The sequence below is a fragment of the Paraburkholderia agricolaris genome, assembly GCF_009455635.1.
Lineage (GTDB): Bacteria > Pseudomonadota > Gammaproteobacteria > Burkholderiales > Burkholderiaceae > Paraburkholderia > Paraburkholderia agricolaris.
The window spans coordinates 1,363,756-1,385,147 of record NZ_QPER01000002.1 but is presented as its reverse complement, the minus strand read 5'-3'; the positions used below and the strand labels follow the sequence as shown (position 1 = coordinate 1,385,147).

At 63.0% G+C, this 21,392-nt stretch carries 18 protein-coding genes and 1 pseudogene; 9 read left to right on the top strand and 10 right to left on the bottom strand.

The window, feature by feature from the left end; all coding sequences use genetic code 11:
* Positions 1–130: 130 nt before the first annotated feature.
* Positions 131–2,089, bottom strand: a complete 1,959-nt coding sequence (locus GH665_RS27610; protein ID WP_153140413.1) for an aconitase family protein — start codon at positions 2,087–2,089, stop codon at positions 131–133.
* A gap of 363 nt (positions 2,090–2,452) precedes the next feature.
* On the opposite strand from GH665_RS27610, the gene GH665_RS27605 reads away from it, so the two are divergent.
* The 5 genes from GH665_RS27605 (at position 2,453) to GH665_RS27585 (ending at position 8,806) form a co-directional block, all read left to right on the top strand.
* Positions 2,453–4,753, top strand: a complete 2,301-nt coding sequence (locus tag GH665_RS27605) for a TonB-dependent hemoglobin/transferrin/lactoferrin family receptor (protein WP_153142327.1) — start codon at positions 2,453–2,455, stop codon at positions 4,751–4,753.
* 64 nt (positions 4,754–4,817) lie between these two features.
* A complete protein-coding gene (locus GH665_RS27600; RefSeq protein WP_153140412.1) occupies positions 4,818–5,894 on the top strand; it encodes a hemin-degrading factor in 1,077 nt (358 codons plus the stop codon).
* Between the two features lie 44 nt (positions 5,895–5,938).
* Entirely contained in the window at positions 5,939–6,847 is a 909-nt protein-coding gene (locus GH665_RS39225) for a heme/hemin ABC transporter substrate-binding protein (protein ID WP_153142326.1), read from the top strand.
* Positions 6,847–7,935, top strand: a complete 1,089-nt coding sequence (locus GH665_RS27590) for a FecCD family ABC transporter permease (protein WP_153140411.1) — start codon at positions 6,847–6,849, stop codon at positions 7,933–7,935. Before GH665_RS39225 ends, GH665_RS27590 begins: the two co-directional genes overlap by 1 nt.
* Before the next feature lie 40 nt (positions 7,936–7,975).
* A complete protein-coding gene (locus GH665_RS27585) occupies positions 7,976–8,806 on the top strand; it encodes a heme ABC transporter ATP-binding protein (RefSeq protein ID WP_153140410.1) in 831 nt (276 codons plus the stop codon).
* Between the two features lie 8 nt (positions 8,807–8,814).
* Here GH665_RS27585 and GH665_RS27580 read toward each other — a convergent pair whose 3' ends face one another.
* On the bottom strand, positions 8,815–9,720 hold the full coding sequence (locus GH665_RS27580; protein ID WP_153140409.1) for a LysR family transcriptional regulator: 906 nt from the start codon (positions 9,718–9,720) through the stop codon (positions 8,815–8,817).
* Between the two features lie 349 nt (positions 9,721–10,069).
* On the opposite strand from GH665_RS27580, the gene GH665_RS27575 reads away from it, so the two are divergent.
* From GH665_RS27575 to GH665_RS27560, 4 genes are all read left to right on the top strand, one after another.
* Positions 10,070–10,834, top strand: coding sequence for a gluconate 2-dehydrogenase subunit 3 family protein (locus tag GH665_RS27575; RefSeq protein ID WP_246216383.1), 765 nt, complete (start codon positions 10,070–10,072; stop codon positions 10,832–10,834).
* Entirely contained in the window at positions 10,834–12,612 is a 1,779-nt protein-coding gene (locus GH665_RS27570; RefSeq protein WP_153140408.1) for a GMC family oxidoreductase, read from the top strand. Before GH665_RS27575 ends, GH665_RS27570 begins: the two co-directional genes overlap by 1 nt.
* Positions 12,609–13,985, top strand: coding sequence for a c-type cytochrome (locus GH665_RS27565; protein WP_153140407.1), 1,377 nt, complete (start codon positions 12,609–12,611; stop codon positions 13,983–13,985). The genes GH665_RS27570 and GH665_RS27565 overlap by 4 nt, the downstream gene beginning before the upstream one ends.
* 149 nt (positions 13,986–14,134) lie before the next feature.
* Positions 14,135–15,328, top strand: coding sequence for a porin (locus GH665_RS27560; RefSeq protein WP_153140406.1), 1,194 nt, complete (start codon positions 14,135–14,137; stop codon positions 15,326–15,328).
* 6 nt (positions 15,329–15,334) lie between these two features.
* Here the strand turns inward: GH665_RS27560 and GH665_RS27555 are convergent, their stop codons facing one another.
* The 8 genes and pseudogenes from GH665_RS27555 to GH665_RS27520 form a co-directional block, all read right to left on the bottom strand.
* Positions 15,335–16,204 (bottom strand): helix-turn-helix domain-containing protein, encoded by an 870-nt coding sequence (locus tag GH665_RS27555; RefSeq protein ID WP_153140405.1) that lies wholly within the window; start codon positions 16,202–16,204, stop codon positions 15,335–15,337.
* A 133-nt stretch (positions 16,205–16,337) separates the two neighbouring features.
* Positions 16,338–16,901 (bottom strand): carboxymuconolactone decarboxylase family protein, encoded by a 564-nt coding sequence (locus tag GH665_RS27550; protein ID WP_153140404.1) that lies wholly within the window; start codon positions 16,899–16,901, stop codon positions 16,338–16,340.
* 119 nt (positions 16,902–17,020) lie between these two features.
* Complete coding sequence (locus tag GH665_RS27545; RefSeq protein WP_246216382.1) at positions 17,021–17,209, bottom strand: hypothetical protein; 189 nt, start codon at positions 17,207–17,209, stop codon at positions 17,021–17,023.
* 28 nt (positions 17,210–17,237) lie between these two features.
* Positions 17,238–17,435 (bottom strand): annotated as a pseudogene (locus GH665_RS27540) (SDR family oxidoreductase); the annotation flags it as partial.
* A gap of 39 nt (positions 17,436–17,474) precedes the next feature.
* Positions 17,475–18,044 (bottom strand): TIGR01841 family phasin, encoded by a 570-nt coding sequence (phaP, locus tag GH665_RS27535; protein ID WP_153140402.1) that lies wholly within the window; start codon positions 18,042–18,044, stop codon positions 17,475–17,477.
* A 108-nt stretch (positions 18,045–18,152) separates the two neighbouring features.
* A complete protein-coding gene (locus GH665_RS27530) occupies positions 18,153–18,350 on the bottom strand; it encodes a hypothetical protein (RefSeq protein ID WP_153140401.1) in 198 nt (65 codons plus the stop codon).
* Positions 18,351–18,859: 509 nt separating this feature from the next.
* Positions 18,860–19,966 (bottom strand): porin, encoded by a 1,107-nt coding sequence (locus GH665_RS27525; protein ID WP_153140400.1) that lies wholly within the window; start codon positions 19,964–19,966, stop codon positions 18,860–18,862.
* Between the two features lie 84 nt (positions 19,967–20,050).
* Positions 20,051–21,379, bottom strand: coding sequence for a uracil-xanthine permease family protein (locus GH665_RS27520; RefSeq protein WP_153140399.1), 1,329 nt, complete (start codon positions 21,377–21,379; stop codon positions 20,051–20,053).
* Positions 21,380–21,392: the final 13 nt, after the last annotated feature.

The following is a 21,392-nucleotide window of genomic DNA, read 5'->3' as shown; positions in this document are numbered from 1 at the left end:
GTCTCCTGGTAGTGCGCTCATGCAGGCGATGCACGATGATGCTCGCCGGGTCCGGTCTTGTGCCGGCCTTCTGGTTACTTTCGCGTATTACACGCACCACGATGCCGGGCCGCAAGGTCCGGCCAGCATTCTAGCCGCGTGCGCGCTTCAATTGTTCGAAGGTGGTGATTTTTCCAGCCAGCGCGCTCGCTGCAACGGTGTAGGGGCTCGCGAGCCACACATTGCCCGGACCGGACCGGCCAGGGAAATTGCGGTTGATCGCGCTGATCGTTACCTCGTTCGCGTTGGCCGACTGCCCCGGTCCGCAGTTCGCACACGAGCCGCAGCCCGGCATCACGAGCGTCACACCCGCGCGCTCGAAAACCGGCAAATAGCCTTGTTCCTCACAATAGGCGCGCACCGCCATCGTGCCGAATTGCAGAAAAAGGCGCGTGCTGCCAGGTACATGCATGCCGTGCTCCACACCCCAACGCAATACCTCGTGGTAGAAGTCGAAGTCTTCGCGTTTGCCTGCCGTGCACGAGCCGCCATACGCGATATCGATCGCGACATCGTTCTCAAGTTGCGGCGCCGGCACGCCATTGCCCGGATCGCCCGGACGCGCGAGCATCGGTTCGATGGCGGTAGCGTCGATACGAATCGTGTCGCGATACGTGGCGCCGGCATCGCTTTTCATCCAGCTTTCAAGGCTGAAGTCGACCCCGCGACGCTCCTTCAGAAACGCCACCGTGCGTTGGTCCGGTTCCACGATGCCCGTGAAGCCACCCAGTTCCGCAACCATATTGGTCAGCGTGGCGCGTTCGTCGATCGACATTGCGCGCACCGCCGCGCCGCCGTATTCGAACACCAGGCCGATCGCACCGCCCGAGCGGATCGCGTCCATCTGCAACAGATGCAGCACGACGTCTTTCGCGGTCACGCCGTCGCGCAATACGCCGTCGATCTCGATGCGCAAGGTTTCCGGCACTTTGCAGCGCACATAGCCCGTCACCCAGCTATTGGCGATTTCCGTCGCGCCCGCACCGAATGCGAGGCAGCCGAGCGCGCCCGAATGCGGCGTGTGCGAATCGGTGCCGCACGCCACCTGCCCCGGCAACGCGTATTGCTCGGCCATCAGCGCATGACAGATACCCTCGGAACCCGGCGAGTTATCGAGCGCGCCGTGCGAGCGCACCGGATAATCGCGCGAGAACGACGTGTGCCCTTCCATCAGATTGGCGACCCCCGGCAGCAATCCGTCACGTACGTGCGGAATGCTTTGTGAAGCGAGCACCAGATGATCCTGAAACGCGATGATGTGATCAGGCGCATGCAGCGGCGCCGGCTTGCCGAACGCGCGATGCATCAGATGCGCGCACATGCCGGTGAAGTAGTCGTGGCTGAAGCGCCAGTCGGCGGCGATGAACACACCGTCGCCGCGCTGCGCGCGCTCGATGCCAGGATGAAGATGACGCTCGATGATCTTCTCGACCAGCGTCTTCGGCTCGGCCGCGCCTGCCGCAGAAGCGGTATTCTCCACGCTCCGTACACGCGGCGCGGGCCAATCGGCGAACTTGCTGTACGCGAGCAATCCGCCGCTGCGAATGATCTGCTGCGTGAGCGCGTCGCGGCCTTTGAGAAACTCGTCGATCGGCACCGCCTCTCCCGCGATCAGACGGTCGAGCACGGAGAAATCGTTGGTAGTAAGGATACCGATGTTGTCGCAATTCTGCTGATAGATGCGCTCGAAACTCTCGGCAACGATCAGGCGGATGCCCGCCGACAACTCCGCCAATGGACTCGATTCACGCGAAGAGCCCTTGCCGTAGCGCTTGCCCGCCACCGTTACCTGAAAACCGGCGTCCTTGACCGCATTGCGACCAACCGGCAGACGCTCACCCGCCTTGAAGCCCACGTACGGATACTGGCCGAGGCGTTCGTCATAGGTGAGCATGACGGTGACCGGTGTGATTTCGTCGGTCGAGACGTTGTCGCGCAGCGGGCCGGCGCTCGCACGCGTGAAGTTTTCGCCCGCCAGTTGTGCCTCGATCACAGCGGGGTCCTGGGACAGGTACAGCACGCGGCCGTCCAGACGAATCGTGTCGCTCATCAGCATTCTCCTTGCACTCACTATACGGCGCATATCGGCGATGCCGAAGTGCTGGTCGAGCAACGCAGACGTCTCGTTTGGCGATGATCGGCGCCCGACCATTCACGCCGGACAGCACTCGCCCCAGCCTCTTTCAAACAACACTTCGCAGAAATTTACGCCCACTCAATTGACATTGATTCTCATTTACAATAAATTTGTAAGGCTTTCGTTACCTCTATTTATCCAATTCACATACACAGTCCGCACATCGTTGCGAACTGCCAGCCAGGTGCTTCTCGTCACCCAGCCAGCTACGGGCTTGTTTGATCGGGAGAACCACACGTGCATCACCTCAATACAGCGCGACGTCCGCTGTGCGCCATGCTGTCCGGCGTTTTTGGCGTCGTCGGACTATGGGCCGCGCAGCCGGCTCACGCAGCGGATACCACGCAAGCTCAGGACCGCGCCGCGTCACTGGCGACCCAGGCCGCGCCATCGGCCCAGCAGGCTCAACAGCCACCATCGACCCAGCCGGCTAAAGCACCGCTCTATCTCGCGTCGGCGCGCTCGCTGGACCCGGTAACCGTCACCGCCACGCGCACCGCTACGGTCCAGAGCCGCACCGCCGCATCGGTATCGGTCATCACGGACGAAGACCTCGAAGAACAGCAGTCCGAAAACATCAAGGACGCCTTGCGCTACGAGCCCGGCGTCACGGTGCGCCGCGCGCCTTACCGGCCCTCGTCGGCCGCGCTGGGCGGTGGCCGCGACAACGATTCGAGCATCAATATCCGCGGCCTCGAAGGCAACCGTATCCTGCTGCTGGAAGACGGCATCCGCCTGCCCTATTCGTTCACCTTCGGCCCGCTCGAAGCGGGTCGCGGCGACTACGCCGATCTCGGCACGCTCAAGCGCATCGAGATTCTGCGCGGCCCGGCATCGGCGCTATATGGCAGCGATGGGCTAACCGGCGCAGTGAACTTCCTGACCAAGGATCCGCAGGATCTGCTCGACATCTACAACAAGCGCACCTATTTTTCGCTGCGCCCGAGCTATGACTCGACCGATCGCAGCTTCGGCGCGACCGTACAGGCAGCCGGCGGCAACGACATGATCCAGGGCATGCTGATCGCCGACGGCCGGCGCGGCCATGAAGTGGACAACCAGGGGACCAACAACTCCGCCAGCACGAAGCGCACCACGGCGAATCCCCAGGACACCTACTCTGAAACGCTGCTCGGCAAGCTCGTCGTCAAGCCGACCGCGCACGATACTTTCAAATTCACCGCCGAAACCGTACGCCAGCGGATCGATTCGAACGTGCTGTCGGCCGTCAATCCCCCCACCACACTCGCCCTGACCGGCAACGACAAGCTCGAACGCAACCGCTATAGCCTCGACTACGACTTCAATAACAACGCTGCCCGCTTTTTCCAGACAGCGCATATTCAGGTGTACTACCAGGATGCGTGGCAGGATCAGAACTCGTACGAGACGCGCGGCTCCTCGGCGTCGCGCACCCGCCTGAGTCACTATGGCGAGCGTGTGTTCGGCGGATCGGCATTTGCGGAGAGCAACTTCCAGACGGGGATTCTTTCGCACAAGCTGCTCTATGGCGGCGACGGCAGTCTCGATCGCGTGAGCGCGATGCGTGACGGCACCGTGCCGGGCGTGGGCGAGGCCGCGTTCCCGAACAAACCGTTCCCCGATACCGACTACCGTCTGCTCGGCGCGTTCATTCAGGATCAGATCAGCTACGGCGCGTTGACCGTCACACCGGGCTTGCGCTTCGACACCTACAAGCTAAGCGCGAAAACCGGCGATCCGCAGTATCTGGGCACCCCGGTTTCATCGAGCGACAACGCGTTGTCGCCGCGTCTGGCCGTGCTATACGAAGTGTCGCCCGCGCTGATTCCATACGCACAGTATGCGCATGGCTTCCGCGCCCCGGCGCCGGACCAGGTGAACAACAGCTTCGCCAATCCGCTCTATGGCTATACCTCGATCGGCAATCCAAACCTGAAACCGGAAACCAGCGACACCATCGAAGCCGGTTTGCGCGGCAAGCTCGGCACCGGGTTCGGTCCGCTGCGCTACAGCGCGGCGATCTTCGCCGGCCGCTATCGCGACTTCATCTCGCAGCAAACCGTGGGCGGCAGCGGACGCCCCAACGATCCACTGGTGTTCCAGTACGTCAACTTTTCCAAGGCCTACATTCACGGTCTGGAAGGACGCGCGGAATGGGCGCTGCCGCACGGCTTCTCGCTCAAGACCGCGATGGCTTTCACCAAGGGCAGCCTGGACAGCGGCAACGCCGCCAGCCAGCCGCTCGACACGATCAACCCGTTTTCGGCGGTGTTCGGCATTCGCTATGAACCGGGCGAACGCTGGTTCGCACAAGCCGATCTGCTGTTCCAGGCGGCGAAAAAATCGAGCGACATCACGCCAAAGAGTTGCTCTTCGCAGACCTGTTTCGCACCGGGCTCCTCGTTCGTGGTCGACCTGCGCGGCGGCTATCGCTTCAACAAACACGTGGTCGCCTATCTCGGCGTATTCAATCTGTTCGACCGCAAGTACTGGAACTGGTCGGACGTGCGCGGCATTGCCGATTCGTCGCCGGTCAAGGACGCCTATACGGCGCCCGGCCGCAATGTGTCGGTCAGCATGAAGATGGATTTCTGATGCTGCGCACCCATACCGCTTTCTCCTCTTTCAACCCGTCATCCGGCATTGCGAGGCACCCATCATGCTGAATTCCGCTCCTAACGACGCAGCTTCATTGCATCAGTTGCGTCATGATTTTCTCAACCTGAAGAGCGCGCAGAAGTTGCGCAACCGCGAGGCAGCGCACGCGCTCGGCATTAGCGAAGGCGAGGCGCTCGCCGCGTTCGTCGGCGAGCATGTGGTGCGGCTCGAGGCGCGCTTTGTCGAACTGTTCGAACAGATGCCGCAACTGGGCGCGGTGATGGCGCTCACGCGCAATGAAGCCGCCGTCCACGAAAAAGATGGCACCTACGAGGATATGAGTCACGACGGCACGGTCGGTCTCGTGCTCGGCAGCGCGATCGATCTGCGGGTGTTCTATCACGCGTGGGCCTCGGGTTTCGCGGTGCGCGAGGAAACCGCGCACGGCGTGCAGAAGAGCCTGCAATTCTTCGATTCGCAAGGTCATGCCGTGCACAAGGTGTTTCTGCGGGAACACAGCAATCACGCCGCCTTCGACGCCTTCGTGGAGCGTTGGCAAATGCGCGACCAGACGCCGGGGCTCAGGCTCGGCGACCCTGTCGCACCGCCCGCTCTGAATCTGGACAGCGATATCGACGTCCCCGCGTTTCAGGCCGCGTGGCACGCGATGACGGATACGCATCAGTTCTTCGGTCTGCTGCGCAAGTTCGGCCTCGCTCGCACCCAGGCGCTGCGGCTGGCCGAACGCCGCTACGCGTATCCGGTCGCCAACGACGCGCTGCAAGGCCTGCTCGAACGCGCCGCCGATAGCGCGCTGCCGATCATGGTATTCGTCGGCAATCGCGGCATGATCCAGATCCATACCGGCCCCGTCAAAAATATCCGTCTGATGGGACCATGGGTCAACGTGCTCGACCCGGGCTTCAATCTGCATCTGCGCGGCGATCTGATTGCGAGCGCATGGGTCGTACGCAAGCCGACCAGCGACGGCATCGTCACGTCGCTCGAACTGTTCGACGCCAACGGCGAGAACATCGCCATGCTGTTCGGCGCACGCAAACCCGGCACCCCTGAACTCGAGGGCTGGCGCGAGTTGATCGCCGGCATCGCGCCACTCGAAAACGGAGCGGCAGCGTGAGCGGCCACATGAGCGGCCAAACGAACGGCAAAACGAACGACGAAATGAGCCGCAGCCGCATCGGCCGGCAGCGGCGCCGCCTCATGTTCGGCGGCGCCGCATTGTTGCTCGGTGCGCTGCCGCCGCGCGCGTTCGCCCAGCCGCAGCGGCGCGTGATCGTGGTCGGCGGCGCGCTCGCCGAGATCGTCTACGCGCTGGGCGCACAAGGTACGCAAGGCGGCGCGAGCAACCTGCTGGTCGGTGCGGATACGACCTGCAGTTACCCCGCCGCCGCGCGCGCGTTGCCGAAGGTCGGCTATCAGCGCGCGTTGTCGGCGGAAGGTTTGCTGTCTCTACGGCCCGATCTGATCCTGGCCTCCGAGGAGGCGGGACCGCCCAACGTGCTTGCGCAAGTCAAACAGGCGGGCGTCAGCGTCGTATCGTTCGCCGAGCAGCACGATGCCGGCAGTGTGCGCGACAAGATTACCGGCATCGCGACGGCGCTCGATGCGAAACCGCAAGGCGACGCGCTCCGCGCCCGTTTCGACGACGAATGGCAGCGCGCCCGCGACACGGTCACCAGCTCGCCACTGGCCACGCGCAAACAGCCGCTGCGCGTGCTGTTCGTGCTGAATCACACCGGCAATGCGGCGATGGTCGCGGGTCAGCGCACTGCCGCCGACGCGATGCTCGCGTATGCCGGTGCGCGCAACGCGATGCAGGGTTTCAACGGTTACCGGCCGCTCTCGGCCGAAGCGCTGGTGAGCGCCGCGCCCGACCTGATTCTGACGACCGACGAAGGGCTGAGCGCGGTGGGTGGCGCGGCGGCCATGCTGGCAAGCCCAGGTTTCGCCGCGACGCCCGCGGGACAGAACAAACGCGTCGTGGCGCTCGACGCGCTGTTCCTGCTCGGCTTCGGCCCCCGCCTGCCGGGCGCCGTGACCACACTGAACCAGCGGCTCGTGGAGGCGTGATGGATACGGAAATCGCTGCGTTCGCATCCGCCCCGCCGCGCACGCTCGCCGAACGGCGGCGGCGCGCGGCGCGCCTCGTGCTGGGCGCGCTCGGCATCGCGACCGGGCTGGCGACGCTCGCGGCGATCTGCATCGGCGCTTATCGAATCAGCCCTGCGCTGGTCTGGTCCGCGTTGCTCGCAAACCCCGCCGAGCTGGCGAGCGATGCGTCGCTTCAGCAGGCCCGCGCGGTCCTGCTGGAAATTCGTCTGCCGCGCGTGCTGCTGGCCTTGCTGGTCGGTGCGGGTTTCGGCTCAGCCGGCAGTGCGTTGCAGGCACTGTTTCGCAATCCACTGGCCGACCCCGGGCTGATCGGCATTTCCAGTGGCGCGGCGCTCGGCGCGGCGACGCTGATCGTGCTCGGTCCCGTGATCGGCGCCGTAAGCCTCGGCTGGCTGCCGGTCGCCGCGTTCATCGGCGCGCTGCTCGTGGCGACGCTGGTGTACCGGCTCGCCGCCGCGCGCGGCAGACTCGCACTGCCGCTGCTGCTGCTCGCCGGCATCGCGATCAACGCGCTGGCAGGCGCGGCGATTGGCCTGCTCACCTATCTCGCCGACGATGCGCAACTGCGCTCGCTCACCTTCTGGAGCCTGGGCAGTCTGGGCGGCGCCCAGTGGCGCGTACTCGCCGCGGTCGCGCCATTCGTGCTGATCGGCGCCGCGCTGATCGCGCGCAACGGCCATGCACTGAACGCGCTGCAACTCGGCGAAGCCGAAGCGCAGCATCTCGGCGTACCGGCTCAGGCGGTCAAGCGCACGGTGCTGGTGGCGTCGGCCCTGGGGGTAGGCGCGTTAGTGTCGTGCACCGGGGTCATCGGTTTCATCGGCCTCGTGGCGCCGCATTGCGTGCGGCTCGCGTGCGGTCCCGACCAGCGCGTAGTGATGCCCGGCGCGATGCTGCTCGGCGCGACGCTGACCGTGCTCGCGGATCTGGCCGCGCGCACCGTCGCCGCGCCCGCTGAAGTACCGCTCGGCATTCTGACCGCGCTGATCGGCGCGCCCTTCTTCCTTGCGTTGTTGTGGCGCAGCCGCAGCCAACTCGGTCTGTGAAACATGCAGATGTCCCTGACTTCATGACGGAGAGCATGCGATGCTCATCACCAGCCACCTTTGCATCACACGCGGCAACCGGTCCATCCTGCGCGATCTTTCGCTGACGATCGAGCCAGGGCGCCTGACCACGCTGCTCGGCTGCAATGGCGCCGGAAAAAGCACCCTGCTGAAAGCGCTGGCAGGCGAATTTCATGGCCATGGTTCAAGCGACGCCGCCCAGCAGAGCGGATCGACCACGCTCAACGGCGCGGCGCTGGCCGACCTCTCGCCGAAGCATCTGGCGCGGCTGCGAGCCGTGCTGCCGCAAGCGTCGAACCCGGTGTTTCCCTTCACCGTCGAAGAAATCGTGTTGCTCGGCCGTTATCCACATGCGACGAGTGGCGCGGTATCGCGCGAAGATCGCAGGATCGTCGCCGAGGCGCTGACGCTCGCCGGCGCCGGGCCACTGACGGGTCGCGAGATCACCACGCTGTCCGGCGGCGAACTCGCCCGTGTGCAGTTTGCACGTGTGCTTGCGCAAATCTGGCCGCGTGCCGGCATGGCGGGAGACAGGGCGGATGAAGCGCCACGCTATCTCCTGCTCGACGAGCCGACCGCCGCGCTCGATCTTGCGCATCAACATCGTTTGCTCGAAACCGTAAAAGCGTTGACGCGCCGCTGGCACATCGGCGCACTCGCGATCGTGCACGACCCGAACCTCGCCGCCCGCTATGCGGACGCAATCGCGTTGCTGGCGGATGGCACGATCATCGCGCAAGGCTCGCCACACGACATCATGCAGCCGGCGCTGATCGAGCGATGCTTTGGATTCGCCGTGCGAATGCTGGATACAGGGGACGGCTCGGCGCCGGTCGCGGTGCCGGCCTGATCGCCCGGCTAGGCCCCGCCGCCGAGGAAGCCGACAAGCGCCGCCGCGCTCGCGCTTAACTGGTCGCGCGACTTGAAGATCATGACGAGACGCCGTAACGCCCAGGCATCGCTCAGGGACAGCAGACGCACGTCGAGCGCATTCACGTAGAGCAGCCCCACTTGCTCCGGCACGATCGCGATGCCGAGGCCGGCATGGACCATCCGGCACAGCGCGTCGAGGCTGCTGACGCGGATCTTCACGTCGATCTGCCGTCCCGCGCCGGCCACCGCCTGCTGCGCAAGCAACTGGGTCAGCGCGCTCTCGCTGCGCAGGCCGACAAAGCTGTCGTCGAGCAAGGCCTCGAACGCCACGTGCGACGCGTCAGCGAGACGATGACCGTACGGCACCAGCACCGCGAGGCGATCTTCCCGATACAGCACCTGCTCGAAGGCTTCACTGCCCGCCACCGGGTTGCAGATGCCAAAGTCCGCGCCATGTTCGCCGACTATCCGCAGCACGTCCGCGCTGTTCTCCTCCTCCAGTTCGATCGACACCTCCGGGAACACCCGCCCGAATGCCGCTACGTCTTCGGGCAAGAACTGCACGATCGACGAAAGATTCGCCACCACCCGCACCCGCCCCTTCGCCCCCGACGAAAAACGCGACAACTCCGCGCTCATCTGTTCGATGCTGCCGATGATCGCCAGCGCATAGCGCAGCACGGTTTCGCCGACCGGCGTCACCGTAATGCCGCGCGACTGCCGCTGGATCACCGGTAAGCCGATCAGCGCCTCGATCTCGGCAATGCGCCGGCTCACGGCGGACGACGCAATGAACTCGCGCTCGGCCGCGCGCGCGATGTTCTGCTCCTGGCAGACGGCGACGAACAGGCGCAGCGAGGTGAGATCGAGTTTCTTCAGAAGGTTTTCCATGGGCTCGCCTGGCGGGGAATCCCTCGATTGTGACGTGCGTTGGCTGATTCGCCAAAGCACCTCTCGGGAGGGTCGGGCAGGCCGGCGAGCGGCGCCGGCATGCCACCAGGAAGGCTTCCTTTGCCGCGTGCAGCCCGAAGCGTCGCTTTTTCGCGTCAGTTTCAACTCCGGCCCGCCGCTGCACCCGCAGGCCACACTGGCTAAAAAACACCTATGATTTAAAAGCGCTTTTTGTCAAAAAGCAGCATTTAATCACTTCAGGAAACAGCTTATTGTAAAAAAGTAGAAACACTTTGGAACCGGTTCCATTTACCATGACGCCGCAATCCGACGACTGCCTCGGAGCGTCATGGCGCGCTCCCTTCTCGTGACAAAGAACAATATGGCTCAATCTCCTCTTACCTCCCGCCGCGGCTTCTTACGCACGGCCATCGCGCTGGTTCCCGCCGGAACGCTCGCCGGCTGCGAAGTCAAGCAGGCGGACACGGCCGCCCAGGGCGCGAGCGGCGCAGCTACCGCAGGCCAGGCTTCCGGTGCCGACTACAAGCCACATTTCTTCGACGCGAAGGAATGGGCCTTCGTCCACGCGGCGGTCGACCGTCTGATCCCCGCCGACAGCGAAGGCCCCGGAGCGCTCGAAGCCGGTGTGCCCGAATTCATCGACCGGCAGATGGACACGCCGTACGCGCACGGCGCGCTCTGGTACATGCAGGGCCCCTTCCAGCAAGGCGCGCCGGAGCTCGGCTACCAGTTGAAGCTCGTGCCGCGCGATCTGTACCGGCTGGGCATCGCCGCGGTGAACGCCTATTGCACCAAAACCTATTCGCATCCGTTCGACGCCCTCGACGCGCCCACGCGTGACACCGTGCTCGCCGCGCTCGAGACCGGAAAGATCGATCTGGCGGACGTCCCGGCTACCGTTTTCTTCGGCCAGTTGCTGCAAAACACCCGCGAAGGCTACTTCTGCGACCCGATCCACGGCGGCAATCGCGACATGGGCGGATGGAAGATGATCGGCTTCCCCGGCGCGCGCGCCGATTTTATGGACTTCGTCAACCAGGACGGCCAGGCCTATCCGTATGGCCCCGTGTCGATCGAAGGAAAGCGCACCTGATGACCACGCAAACCAAACCCCACGCCGACGCGGTAATCATCGGCTTCGGCTGGACCGGTGCGATCCTCGCGAAGGAACTCACCGAAGCCGGCCTCAACGTGGTCGCGCTCGAACGCGGCGAGTATCGCGACACCTATCCGGACGGCGCGTACCCGAACACGATCGACGAGCTGACCTACAACATTCGCAAGAAGCTGTTCCTCGATCTTTCGAAGACCACCGTCTCGATCCGTCATAACGTCGGCGAAACGGCGCTGCCTTATCGTCAGCTTGCCGCGTTCCTGCCGGGCGAAGGCGTTGGCGGCGCCGGTCTGCATTGGTCGGGCGTGCATTTCCGCATCACGCCGGAAGAACTGCGTCTGAAGAGCCACTATGAAGAACGCTACGGCAAGCGCTTCATTCCGGAAGGCATGACGATCCAGGATTACGGCGTCAGCTACGAAGAACTCGAACCGCATTTCGACTTCGCCGAGAAGGTGTTCGGCACCTCCGGCCAGGCTTATAAGGTCAACGGCAAGATAGTCGGCGACGGCAACGTGTTCGACGCGCCGCGCAGCGACAACTTCCCGCTTCCCGCGCAGTTGAACACTTACTCGGCCGAGCGCTTCGGCAAGGCCGCGCATGAACTCGGGCTGCACCCGTACCGCCTGCCCTCGGCGAATACGTCGGGTCCGTACACGAACCCATATGGTGTGCAGATGGGGCCGTGCAACTTCTGCGGATTCTGCAGCGGCTACGCGTGCTACATGTATTCGAAGGCCTCGCCGAATCTGAACATTCTGCCCGCGCTGAAGCCGTTGCCGAACTTCGAACTGCGTTCGCGCTGCCACGTGCTGCGCGTCGAACTCGACGATACGAAAAAGCGCGCCAAGGGCGTGACGTACGTCGATCCGGCGGGCAACGAAGTCTTTCAACCCGCCGATCTCGTGATCGTCGCGGCGTTCCAGTATCACAACGTGCATCTGCTTCTGCTGTCGGGCATCGGCAAGCCGTATGACCCGATCTCGGGCGAAGGCGTGGTCGGCCGCAATTTCGCATATCAGAACCTCTCGACGATCACGGCGTTCTTCGACAAGGACACCTTCACCAATCCATTCATCGGCGCGGGCGGCAATGGCGTCGCGGTGGACGACTTCAACGCCGACAACTTCGATCACGGTCCACTCGGTTTCGTCGGCGGCTCGCCTTTGTGGGTGAACCAGGCCGGCACCAAGCCGATCAGCGGCATCGCGACACCGGCCGGCACGCCGAACTGGGGCGTGGACTGGAAGAAATCGGTGAAGGACCACTATGCGCACACCGTTTCGATGGATGCGCACGGCTCCAACATGTCGTACCGCGACGTGTTCCTCGATCTCGATCCGACCTATCGCGATTCATACGGCCAGCCGCTGCTGCGCATGACCTTCGACTGGAAGGACAACGACATCAAGATGGCGCAATACGTGACCGGGCAGATGCACAAGATCGCGCAACAGATGGGGCCGAAGTCCATCGGCGTCTACACGCGCGAATTCGGCGCGCACTTCGATTCGCGCCGCTATCAGACGACTCACCTGGTGGGTGGCGCGATTATGGGCACCGATCCGAAGACCAGCGTGCTGAACCGTTATCTGCAGAGCTGGGACGTGCACAACGTGTTCGTGATGGGCGCGTCGGCATTCCCGCAAGGCATCGGCTACAACCCGACCGGCCTCGTCGCCGCGCTTGCCTACTGGTCGGCGCGCGCGATCCGCGAGCAGTATCTGAAGAACCCCGGGCCGCTGGTGAGCGTATGAAGAAAATCGACATCCAACGCCTGGGACAGGCATTCAAGCGCGTAAGCGCGGCGTCTGTTTGCGCCGTTGCGACGCTGTGCGCACCGCTCGCCGTGCAAGCGGCAACTCCGGCAGCCAATCAGCCGCAATCCGCCGACGCTGCGTTGATCGCGCACGGCGAATACCTCGCGCGTGCCGGCGATTGCATTGCGTGTCACACGGCGCAATCGGGCAAACCGTTCGCGGGCGGCCTGAAATTCGACACGCCGATCGGCGCGATCTACTCGACTAACATCACACCCGATCGCGACACCGGTATCGGCTCGTGGACCTTTGCGCAGTTCGATCGCGCGGTGCGCGCGGGCGTGCGGCCGAACGGCGACACGCTGTATCCGGCGATGCCGTACCCGTCGTATGCGCGCCTGAGCGACGACGACATGCACGCGTTGTACGCGTACTTCACTCACGGTGTCGCGCCGGTGAACCAGGCGAACCGTGCGGTCGATATCGTCTGGCCGCTGTCGATGCGCTGGCCGCTCGGCATCTGGCGTCATCTGTTCGCGCCGGATCCCGTGACGTTCGACGCACAGCACTATGCCGATCCGGTGGTGGCACGCGGTGCGTACCTCGTGCAGGGTCTCGGCCACTGCGGCGCCTGCCACACGCCGCGTGCGGTGACGATGCAGGAGCGCGCGTTGAGCGATCTGGACGGCAGCGAATTTCTTGCCGGCGGCGCGGCTATCGACGGCTGGGTTCCGTCGAGCCTGCGCGGCAACCCGCGTACCGGCATCGGCGGATGGAGCGAGGCCGATCTCGTGCAGTTCCTGAAGACCGGACGCACCCAGCACAGCGCGGCATTCGGCGGTATGACCGACGTCGTTCAGCACAGCATGCAGCACATGAGTGACGCCGACCTGAGCGCGATCGCGCGCTACCTGAAGACGCTGCCGTCTACCGATCCGCAGGAAACGCCGTACGTGTACAACGATACGGCCGCTCACGCGCTGCGTACCGGCGACGCTACGGCTCCCGGCGCCGCCGTCTACCGCGACAACTGCACCGCCTGCCACCGCAGCGACGGCCGTGGTTACACGCGCGTTTTCCCGGCACTGGGCGGCAATCCGGTCGTGCAGGGCAAGGACGCGACCTCGCTGATTCACGTGCTGCTGACCGGCAACACGCTCGAAGGCACGAAGACCGCGCCGTCCTCGTTCACGATGCCGCCTTTCGGCTGGCGTCTGAACGATCAGGAAGTCGCCGACGTCACGAACTTCGTGCGCACTAGCTGGGGCAATACCGGTTCGACGGTCAGCGCCGCGGATGTCGCGAAGGTCCGCAAGACCGTTAAGGTGACTGCGCCCGAGATGCCTCCCGGCGCTTCACTAAGCCGATAAGCCCGCGCCGCCAGAAATCGCGCAAGCCGCTTCCCCCGCTTCCCGCAGTCTGCTCCGTTGTTCAGGAGCGGACTGCGTGTGCGCGGAAAAAAAGAGAGATCGCCATGCAGGCGACCTGAGATCGACGATCCAACCAAGTTACCACTACGATGAAAAAGCACTTGCTTGCTGCACCCCTGTTGTTGTCTTTCGCGGGTATCGCGTCCGCGCAGAGTTCCGTCATGCTGTACGGCATCGTCGATGCGGGTATCACGTATCGCAGCAACGAACGCACCGGCACCACCGGCGCTTACTCGGGACACTCGAACGTCGCGATGACGAGCGGCAACCTCTCCGGCAGCCGCTTCGGCATCAAGGGTCAGGAAGACCTGGGCGGCGGCTGGAACGCCCTGTTCCTGCTGGAGGACGGTTTCGACATTACGAACGGCAAGACCGGCCAGAACGGCGGGCTGTTCGGCCGTCAGGCGTTCGTCGGGATTGGCAGCCAGCAATACGGCACGGTCACGCTCGGCCGCCAGTACACGTCGCTGAACGACTTCGTCGCGCCGGTTGCGCCGGTCGCGATGGTCGGCGGCTATGGCGCGCATCCGGGCGACATCGACGATCTCGATCAGACCGCGCGGGTCAACAACTCGGTCAAGTACACGAGCGCGAACTACTCGGGCTTCACGTTCGGCGCGTTGTATGGGTTCGGCGGTCAGCCGGGGAGCCTGAAGCAGCAGAACACGTGGAGCGTGGGCGCCGGGTACGGCAATGGCCCGTTGCATGTGGGTGTCGGCTATGAGCGTTCGGACAACAGCAAGAGCGGGACGAAGGATTCGACGTACGGCAAATGGAGCGGCACCGACGACGGCCTGTTCAATTCGTCGATCAATGAAGGTTACGCGAGCGCGCAATCGCAACAGATCATCGCCGCGGGCGCGACGTACAACTTCGGACCGGCCATTCTCGGCGTGAACTACAGCAATGTGCAGTACCGCTCGGGTGCCGATTCATTGTTCAACGGGCATGCAACGTTCAACGTCGCGGGCGTATTCGGACAGTGGACCATCCGCCCGGCCGTGCAACTGTTCGCGGGCTATAGCTACACGCGTGGCGGCGAGGTGCAAGGTGTTGACGAGCGTGCGCAATATCACAACGTCACGCTCGGCGCGCAATACAACATGTCGAAGCGCTCCACGGTGTATCTGATGGGCGGCTATCAGCACGCGTCCGGTGTCACGCTGGATGCGCTCGGCAATCCGGTCGCGGCAACCGCATCGGTCAGCGACAAGGGCAACGGCCACTCGTCGGATACGCAGTCGCAGGCGATCGTCAGTATTGGCTTGCGGCATCGGTTCTGACGAGGCTTAGTGCTGTTGCGGGAGCGCGTTGATCAGTTCAAGATGCCGTGCTTCCGTTTCGTCGTCCGCGGGGAACATGCATTCGATACGCAGTTCCTGCGCGGCGACGGTGCGTGGTGTGCCCACGGTGGCGACCATTGAAAAGTAGTTGAGGACCTTGCCGTCCTTGACGAAGCCAATGGGTATTACCGGCATGCCTGCTGTCGCGGCGCCGGCTCCCAGTGAGTCCTGGGAAGATTTCACGTCCGGTTTCACGTCCGGTTTCACGTCCGGATAGGCACGCAACGCGGCAAGCAACTCGCGTGTCTGATCGTCGACCACACGGCCGACCGACTCCCGATAGACACGCTGAATCAGGCTATCCGCCACTGTTTGCCAATCGGCCACGAACGGCCGCATGCCGTCCGGATCGAAAATCAGATGCAGCATATTGCGCGGCCCCTTGCGCGCCGCCATGTCGATAAAGCAATTGAAGAAATGCGGCGCCGATTCGTTGGTCATCAGCACGTTCCAGTAGCGATCCATCACGAGCGCGGGAAACGGCTCATGCTGTCGCAGCATGCGCTCGAGTGCGCTGGTGACACTCCGCATTTCCTGTGCATTCCACGCGCTGTCGGCATACATCGGCGCGTAGCCTGCCGCCAGTAGCAGCGTGTTGCGCTCGCGCAGAGGAATATCGAGCGCCTGGGCGAGATCCAGCAGCATCTGACGGCTCGGCACGCTGCGGCCGCTTTCGACAAAGCTGATGTGCCGCTGCGAGACGCCCGCGTTGAACGATAAGTCCAACTGGCTGAGGCCGCGCATGTCTCTCCAGTGACGCAACAACGCGCCAAGTTCATTCGACGGCGTCTTCCGTTCGGGATTCGCGGGATTCATCGGTCTATTTTTCGCAAGTCGGTACAGATCGGGTTGGATGAGCGGTGGCGCCGGAACATCCGTGGATGTCCGGCGCCACGCGGTGGTTCGAACCGCGTCGATCAGCATACTCCCTTCCCTGTTACTGAACGGCTCAGCGAGACGGGACCGGGGCGGTCCAGGCGTGCTCCTGGAAAGGCGCTTCGAGTGCCGGCTTCGTGATGTTGCCGGTGTAGTTCGTGATCGCGGAAGCAGCCAGCACCGTGAGAACCTCGAGCACCTGGTCCTTGCGGAAACCTGCCTCGATAAACTGGTTCACTTCATGGTCGCTCAGGTGTCCGCGCTTTTCGATCGCCGTTTTCGTCAGCGTCGAGAGCGCCGCGTGTTTCTTGTCGGCAGGCGCGCGGCCGTCGCGAATCGCTTCGACATCGGCGGATGAAAGCCCCTCTTTCAGTGCAAGAGCCGTGTGAAACGCAACGGCCCACGAGCACGCGTTCGTCACCGCGTTAGTCAGCAACAGGGTCTGGATCTGCGCTTCCGTAAACGTGCCCGAGTGGACTTTCTGGAAGATACCGATGAAGCCGCCGATCAGCACCGGCGATTCAGCCATGGCTCCCGCAATGTTGGGGATAAGGCCGAAGTTCTGCTGGAGTTGCCGCAGCACCGGCCGGGATTGTTCGGGTGCGGAATCAATCGTATGAATCTGGAAGGTCGACATGACAGGTCCTCGATCGTATGCGCCGCTCGGGATGAGTGGCGCGATGACCGAAGATTAGGCGTGTGCGTGCGGCTCGCCAATTACCTCGGATGTAATAGGTTCCAGCCGCCGGCACACCCTCACCTGCCGCGCGTGCGTTGATTGGCGCGATCCGGCCGCCCCTTGCTCCAGTACGGCCAGTAGTGAAAATGATCCAGTTTCCTGAGCCGTTTTCGATGCATCTGCTCCCGGTAATAATGAGCGGCGACGAACACGGGTGCCATCGCCAGCACGAACGAACCCATCACGATTCCCACTGCTTCACTCATCGCAACCTCCATGGCGGAACGGCCAGCTTCACTGCAGGTGTTGCCCTCCGTTGATGGCAATGTTGGCACCGGTCACGAAACCCGCTTCGCGCGAGCACAGGTACAGCACGAGTGCGGCAACTTCGTCGGGTTCTCCGAGGCGGCCGACCGGAATCTGCGGAATGATCTTCGTCTCGCGGATTTCTTCGGGCACGGCCATCACCATCTTCGTCGCGATATAGCCGGGCAAACGCGTTCACCGCAGGCATTGCTGCCCGCGTCACTGCTATCGCTTCGTGCTTGCGGCTACGGGAGTCTGTTCGGCATTGCTTCGTGCCGCTTTTGACGCTGTGGCGGTGACCGCCTCGAGATTACTCTCCGCCATCTTCACGGCCTGTTGTCCCGTTTTCTGCAGTGTTTCACACAGGGTCGTGGTAGCGGCAATCGCCGATCTCCACGCAGCGATCGCGGCTTCGGACCCTGAGGGAGCATGTTTCGCCGCATCTTCAACGAGGGTCTGCACGCGATTGTTATATCGCTCGTAGTAAGCCTGGGCGAGTTGCGTGACTTCAGCCTGCGTGGCCGCGGCGATGTCGAACACCTGCCGGCCGTACGACAGCGATTTTTCCGCCCAGGGCCCGGCGAAATCTGCCGCCAGCGTGAACCCTTGCTGCGGCTCGCTGGCACTGGACACCTGGCTCACGTTCTCCTGCGTCTCGGCCAGCGTGGCCCTGAGCGCCTGCAAGTTCAGTGCGGCCAGTTTTTCGACACCCTCATAAATCTTTCCGCCCACCTCAAAGAACGTGTCGACGTTGATCTTGGTGGCGGCAGCCTGCTCGGGACTCAATAGAGTCATGGTTGAATTCCTCAGATTTCGATCCGACGCGCGAACGCCCGCCCGGACGGGCTGACAGATTTCGGTGGATCGCGATAGTGAATAAATCGCAGCAGATATCGCCGATGCCTAGCGCATCCGGGCGACCGCCTTAAGAATGGAATCTCCTGCGCTGGTGATCTGAGGACGTGAGCGTCCCGACGCGAGGTTTTCCAGTGATATGAGTTGTCGCTCGATCAGGGCGTCGAGCTCGGCGCGGCCCAGTTCAATCTGATCCGGCGCGTTCTTGATGAGCATTAAGGTAGCGAATTCATGGGGACTCAGCATATCGTCTCCTCGATTTAGTCTATCTGCGCGGGAAGCATTAATTACCCCCTCCAGCCCGAATGCCCGGCAAATATTTCTGCCGCCTCCGTAGAGCGATCATTCGAGAAACCGCCTCACGGAGACGCCATCATAACCGTTAAATTTCCAATTGCAATATGCCGTGTGCGTTTTATCAAGGCAGCCGTTTTGTCTGTTGATTTCTGTTTTGTCTGCTTAATATTTTTGTATTGAATGACGCCCGGAAGCGCCCCGCCCGAGCCAGAATATCAGCACCCGATAAGGCTTACAGGCCGATTTGACGGACTCACCAGGATTTTAAAAGATCGCTTACATAACAATATCGATTCATTTCCATTTCACTGGGCTTTTATTTATACCTGAATATTATATTTACGGACCGTCGCTTTAATTGCGCGACCCATATACCCATACATTGCGAAATATTTATTACAACGCACACGCATTTTCGCAATACTCAATATTTCGATCAGCATCGCCTCACGTTCAAATCAGAACAGGTGATGTATCCCGCTCAGAAACACTGTCTGCCTGCCACCCGACGACGCGCCGATCCCAAGCGTGTTCGCCACGGCCCCGCCACCGGCAGTCTCGAACATCAAGTCCGCGTAGACTTGGGTCGTTTTCGACAGCGAGTACACGTTCGCCACAGTAAGTTGCGTCCAGCGATGCCCGGCGAGCGTCGCGGACCAGGCCCCCGCCGCGATTTCTTCCGCCGGTGTCAGGCGCACGTTGACGCCGCCGTCCACGGTGCGAAAGTGCTCGCTGCCACGGTCCGACTGAATCCTCACATCCGTGGCGAGTGCATGCAGCGTCACGCGTTCGAAGCGGTACGAGCCGCCGATCCCCGCGTCGCGCACCTGTTTCGCGTTGAAGTTCGCGCCGGGTGCGAGCGTTTGTCCTTCGAACGAAGTCAGACCCAGCCCGTTTGAGAGCGGCAACAAACGATCGCGGTATTCGGAGTAGACCGCCACCAGCTTGAGCGGCCCATTCGTATAGTTGGCGCCGAAGCTGATGGTCCGCCCATTCGTGTTGCTGGCCGAAGCGCCGGGAAAACCGTACAGCGCGCCGAAACTCAATCCGCTGTAGTTCGCGCTTTTCCATTTCACCGTACTCGACAGTTGTACCGGCAAGGTGCTTCCAAGGCCGTCGAGATTGCCGGGGTGAAATGCGGAAAAGTCGCCAAGCAGTTGACCGGTCGACACCGAGCCGAGCCAATCGAAATTCCAGTCGGTCTGGCGGCCGAGCGTCACGGTGCCGAACATCGGATCGGACATCCCTACGTAGGCCTGACGATTGAAAAAGGTGCTGCTACTGGCGGACGCACCGGTTGTCGTGACGAAACCGCTTTCGAGCCTGAATACCACCGAACGGCCCGCGCCGATATCTTCGACGCCCTGGAAGCCGAAGCGGTCAGCCTGAAAGGTGCCCTGCTCGGCGATATAAGCATGAGCGCCGTGCAGATTGCTCACGTAGCCAAGGCCCGCGTCGAGACTTCCATACAGCGTCACACTACTCTGGGCGTTGGCCGCGGTGGAAACGACGAGCGCGGCCATGCACGCGACATCCGTCGCGCGGAAAGCGAAATTGGTTTTCATGGAAAAAGGATTGAAGCGTTTGAGGGAGAACTGCGAGGGCTTGCGTTAAAAGCTAAAAACCAAAGCAGGAACTGAAACCCGCGATCAGATTGCCTGGACCTTTTCCACAGGACTCACACGCCATGCGCCAAACACCAGATTGACGACGATTGCGGTGAGTGTCCCCGCGGCCATGCCGTTGCCCAATATGATCTGCGAATAGCCGGGGAACGACGCATACACGTTGGGAACAAGAATCGGCAGCAGGCCCACCACCAGCGCGGCAGCAAGCGTGTACTGATTGCCGCGTGCATGCAGGTCGACCTTGCCGAGCAGGTTCACGCCCATCACACCGATCATCGCGAATACGATCAGTGCCGTGCCGCCCACCACCGGCGCGGGAATCGCGTAGGCGAAGCGTCCGAGCGGCGCAAACAGCGCGATGACCATCAGCATCGCACCGGCCGTCGCGGTCACATAGCGCGAGCGCACGCCGGTGGTCTGCACGACACCGATATTCTCCGCGCTCGTGATGATGAGCGAGGTACCCAGCAGCGAGCCGAGCAGCGACGCCACCGCATCGCCGCGAATCGTTCTCGGCACGTCGCGGCGCATGTCGATCTTCTTGCCGGTGATCTCGCCGACGGCCACCGTCTGCCCGGTTGCCTCGGCCATCGAAATAACGCTGAAAATCAGCATTGGCAGCGCGGCGAGCACATCGAAGCGCGGCATGCCGAAAGGCAGCAAGACCGGCAACGTGAAAATTGGACCGGCCCACATGCCGCCCGCCGGCATCAGTCCGGCTGCCCAGCCGGCACAGGTACCGATCGCGAGACCTAGCAGCACGGCGAGCCGTCCCGCCGTGCCCTTGAACAGACGCGCCACGGCCAGCGTGGCCACGATCGTGAGCAGCGCGAGACCCAACGACTGCGGTCGCGCGAAGCCGGGCGTTCCCGCTTGGCCGACGACAATCCCCGCGTAGATCTTGATGAGACTCACCGAGACGAGCAGCAGCATCGTCCCCACCACGACACGCGGAAAAAAGCGCAGGCAGCGCGCGAATACCGGCAACACGAGCCAGTAGAACAGGCTGGTGAGAATCGCCGCGCCCGCGGCCGTGCGCAGGTCCGTCTGCATGGCGATCACGGCGAACAGCATGGCGGGCGCGCCACCCGGCACCATCACGAAGGGCAGCCGTGAACCGATCGACCCGGCCCCGAGCGATTGCAGCAGCGTGCCGGCACCGCAGGCAAAGAAAGTCGCGCCGATCAGTTGCACGGTCATGCCCGGTGAAAGCGCCAGCATCCGTGACACCAGAAAAACCGCGGTGACGGGCGAAGCCGCCATCGACAGGACATGCTGCAAGCCGAACAGCACGAGTTGCCATGCGGGCAAGCGCGTATCGACGCTGTGTGTGGCTGGGTCAGAATTCACGTTACCCCCGGGG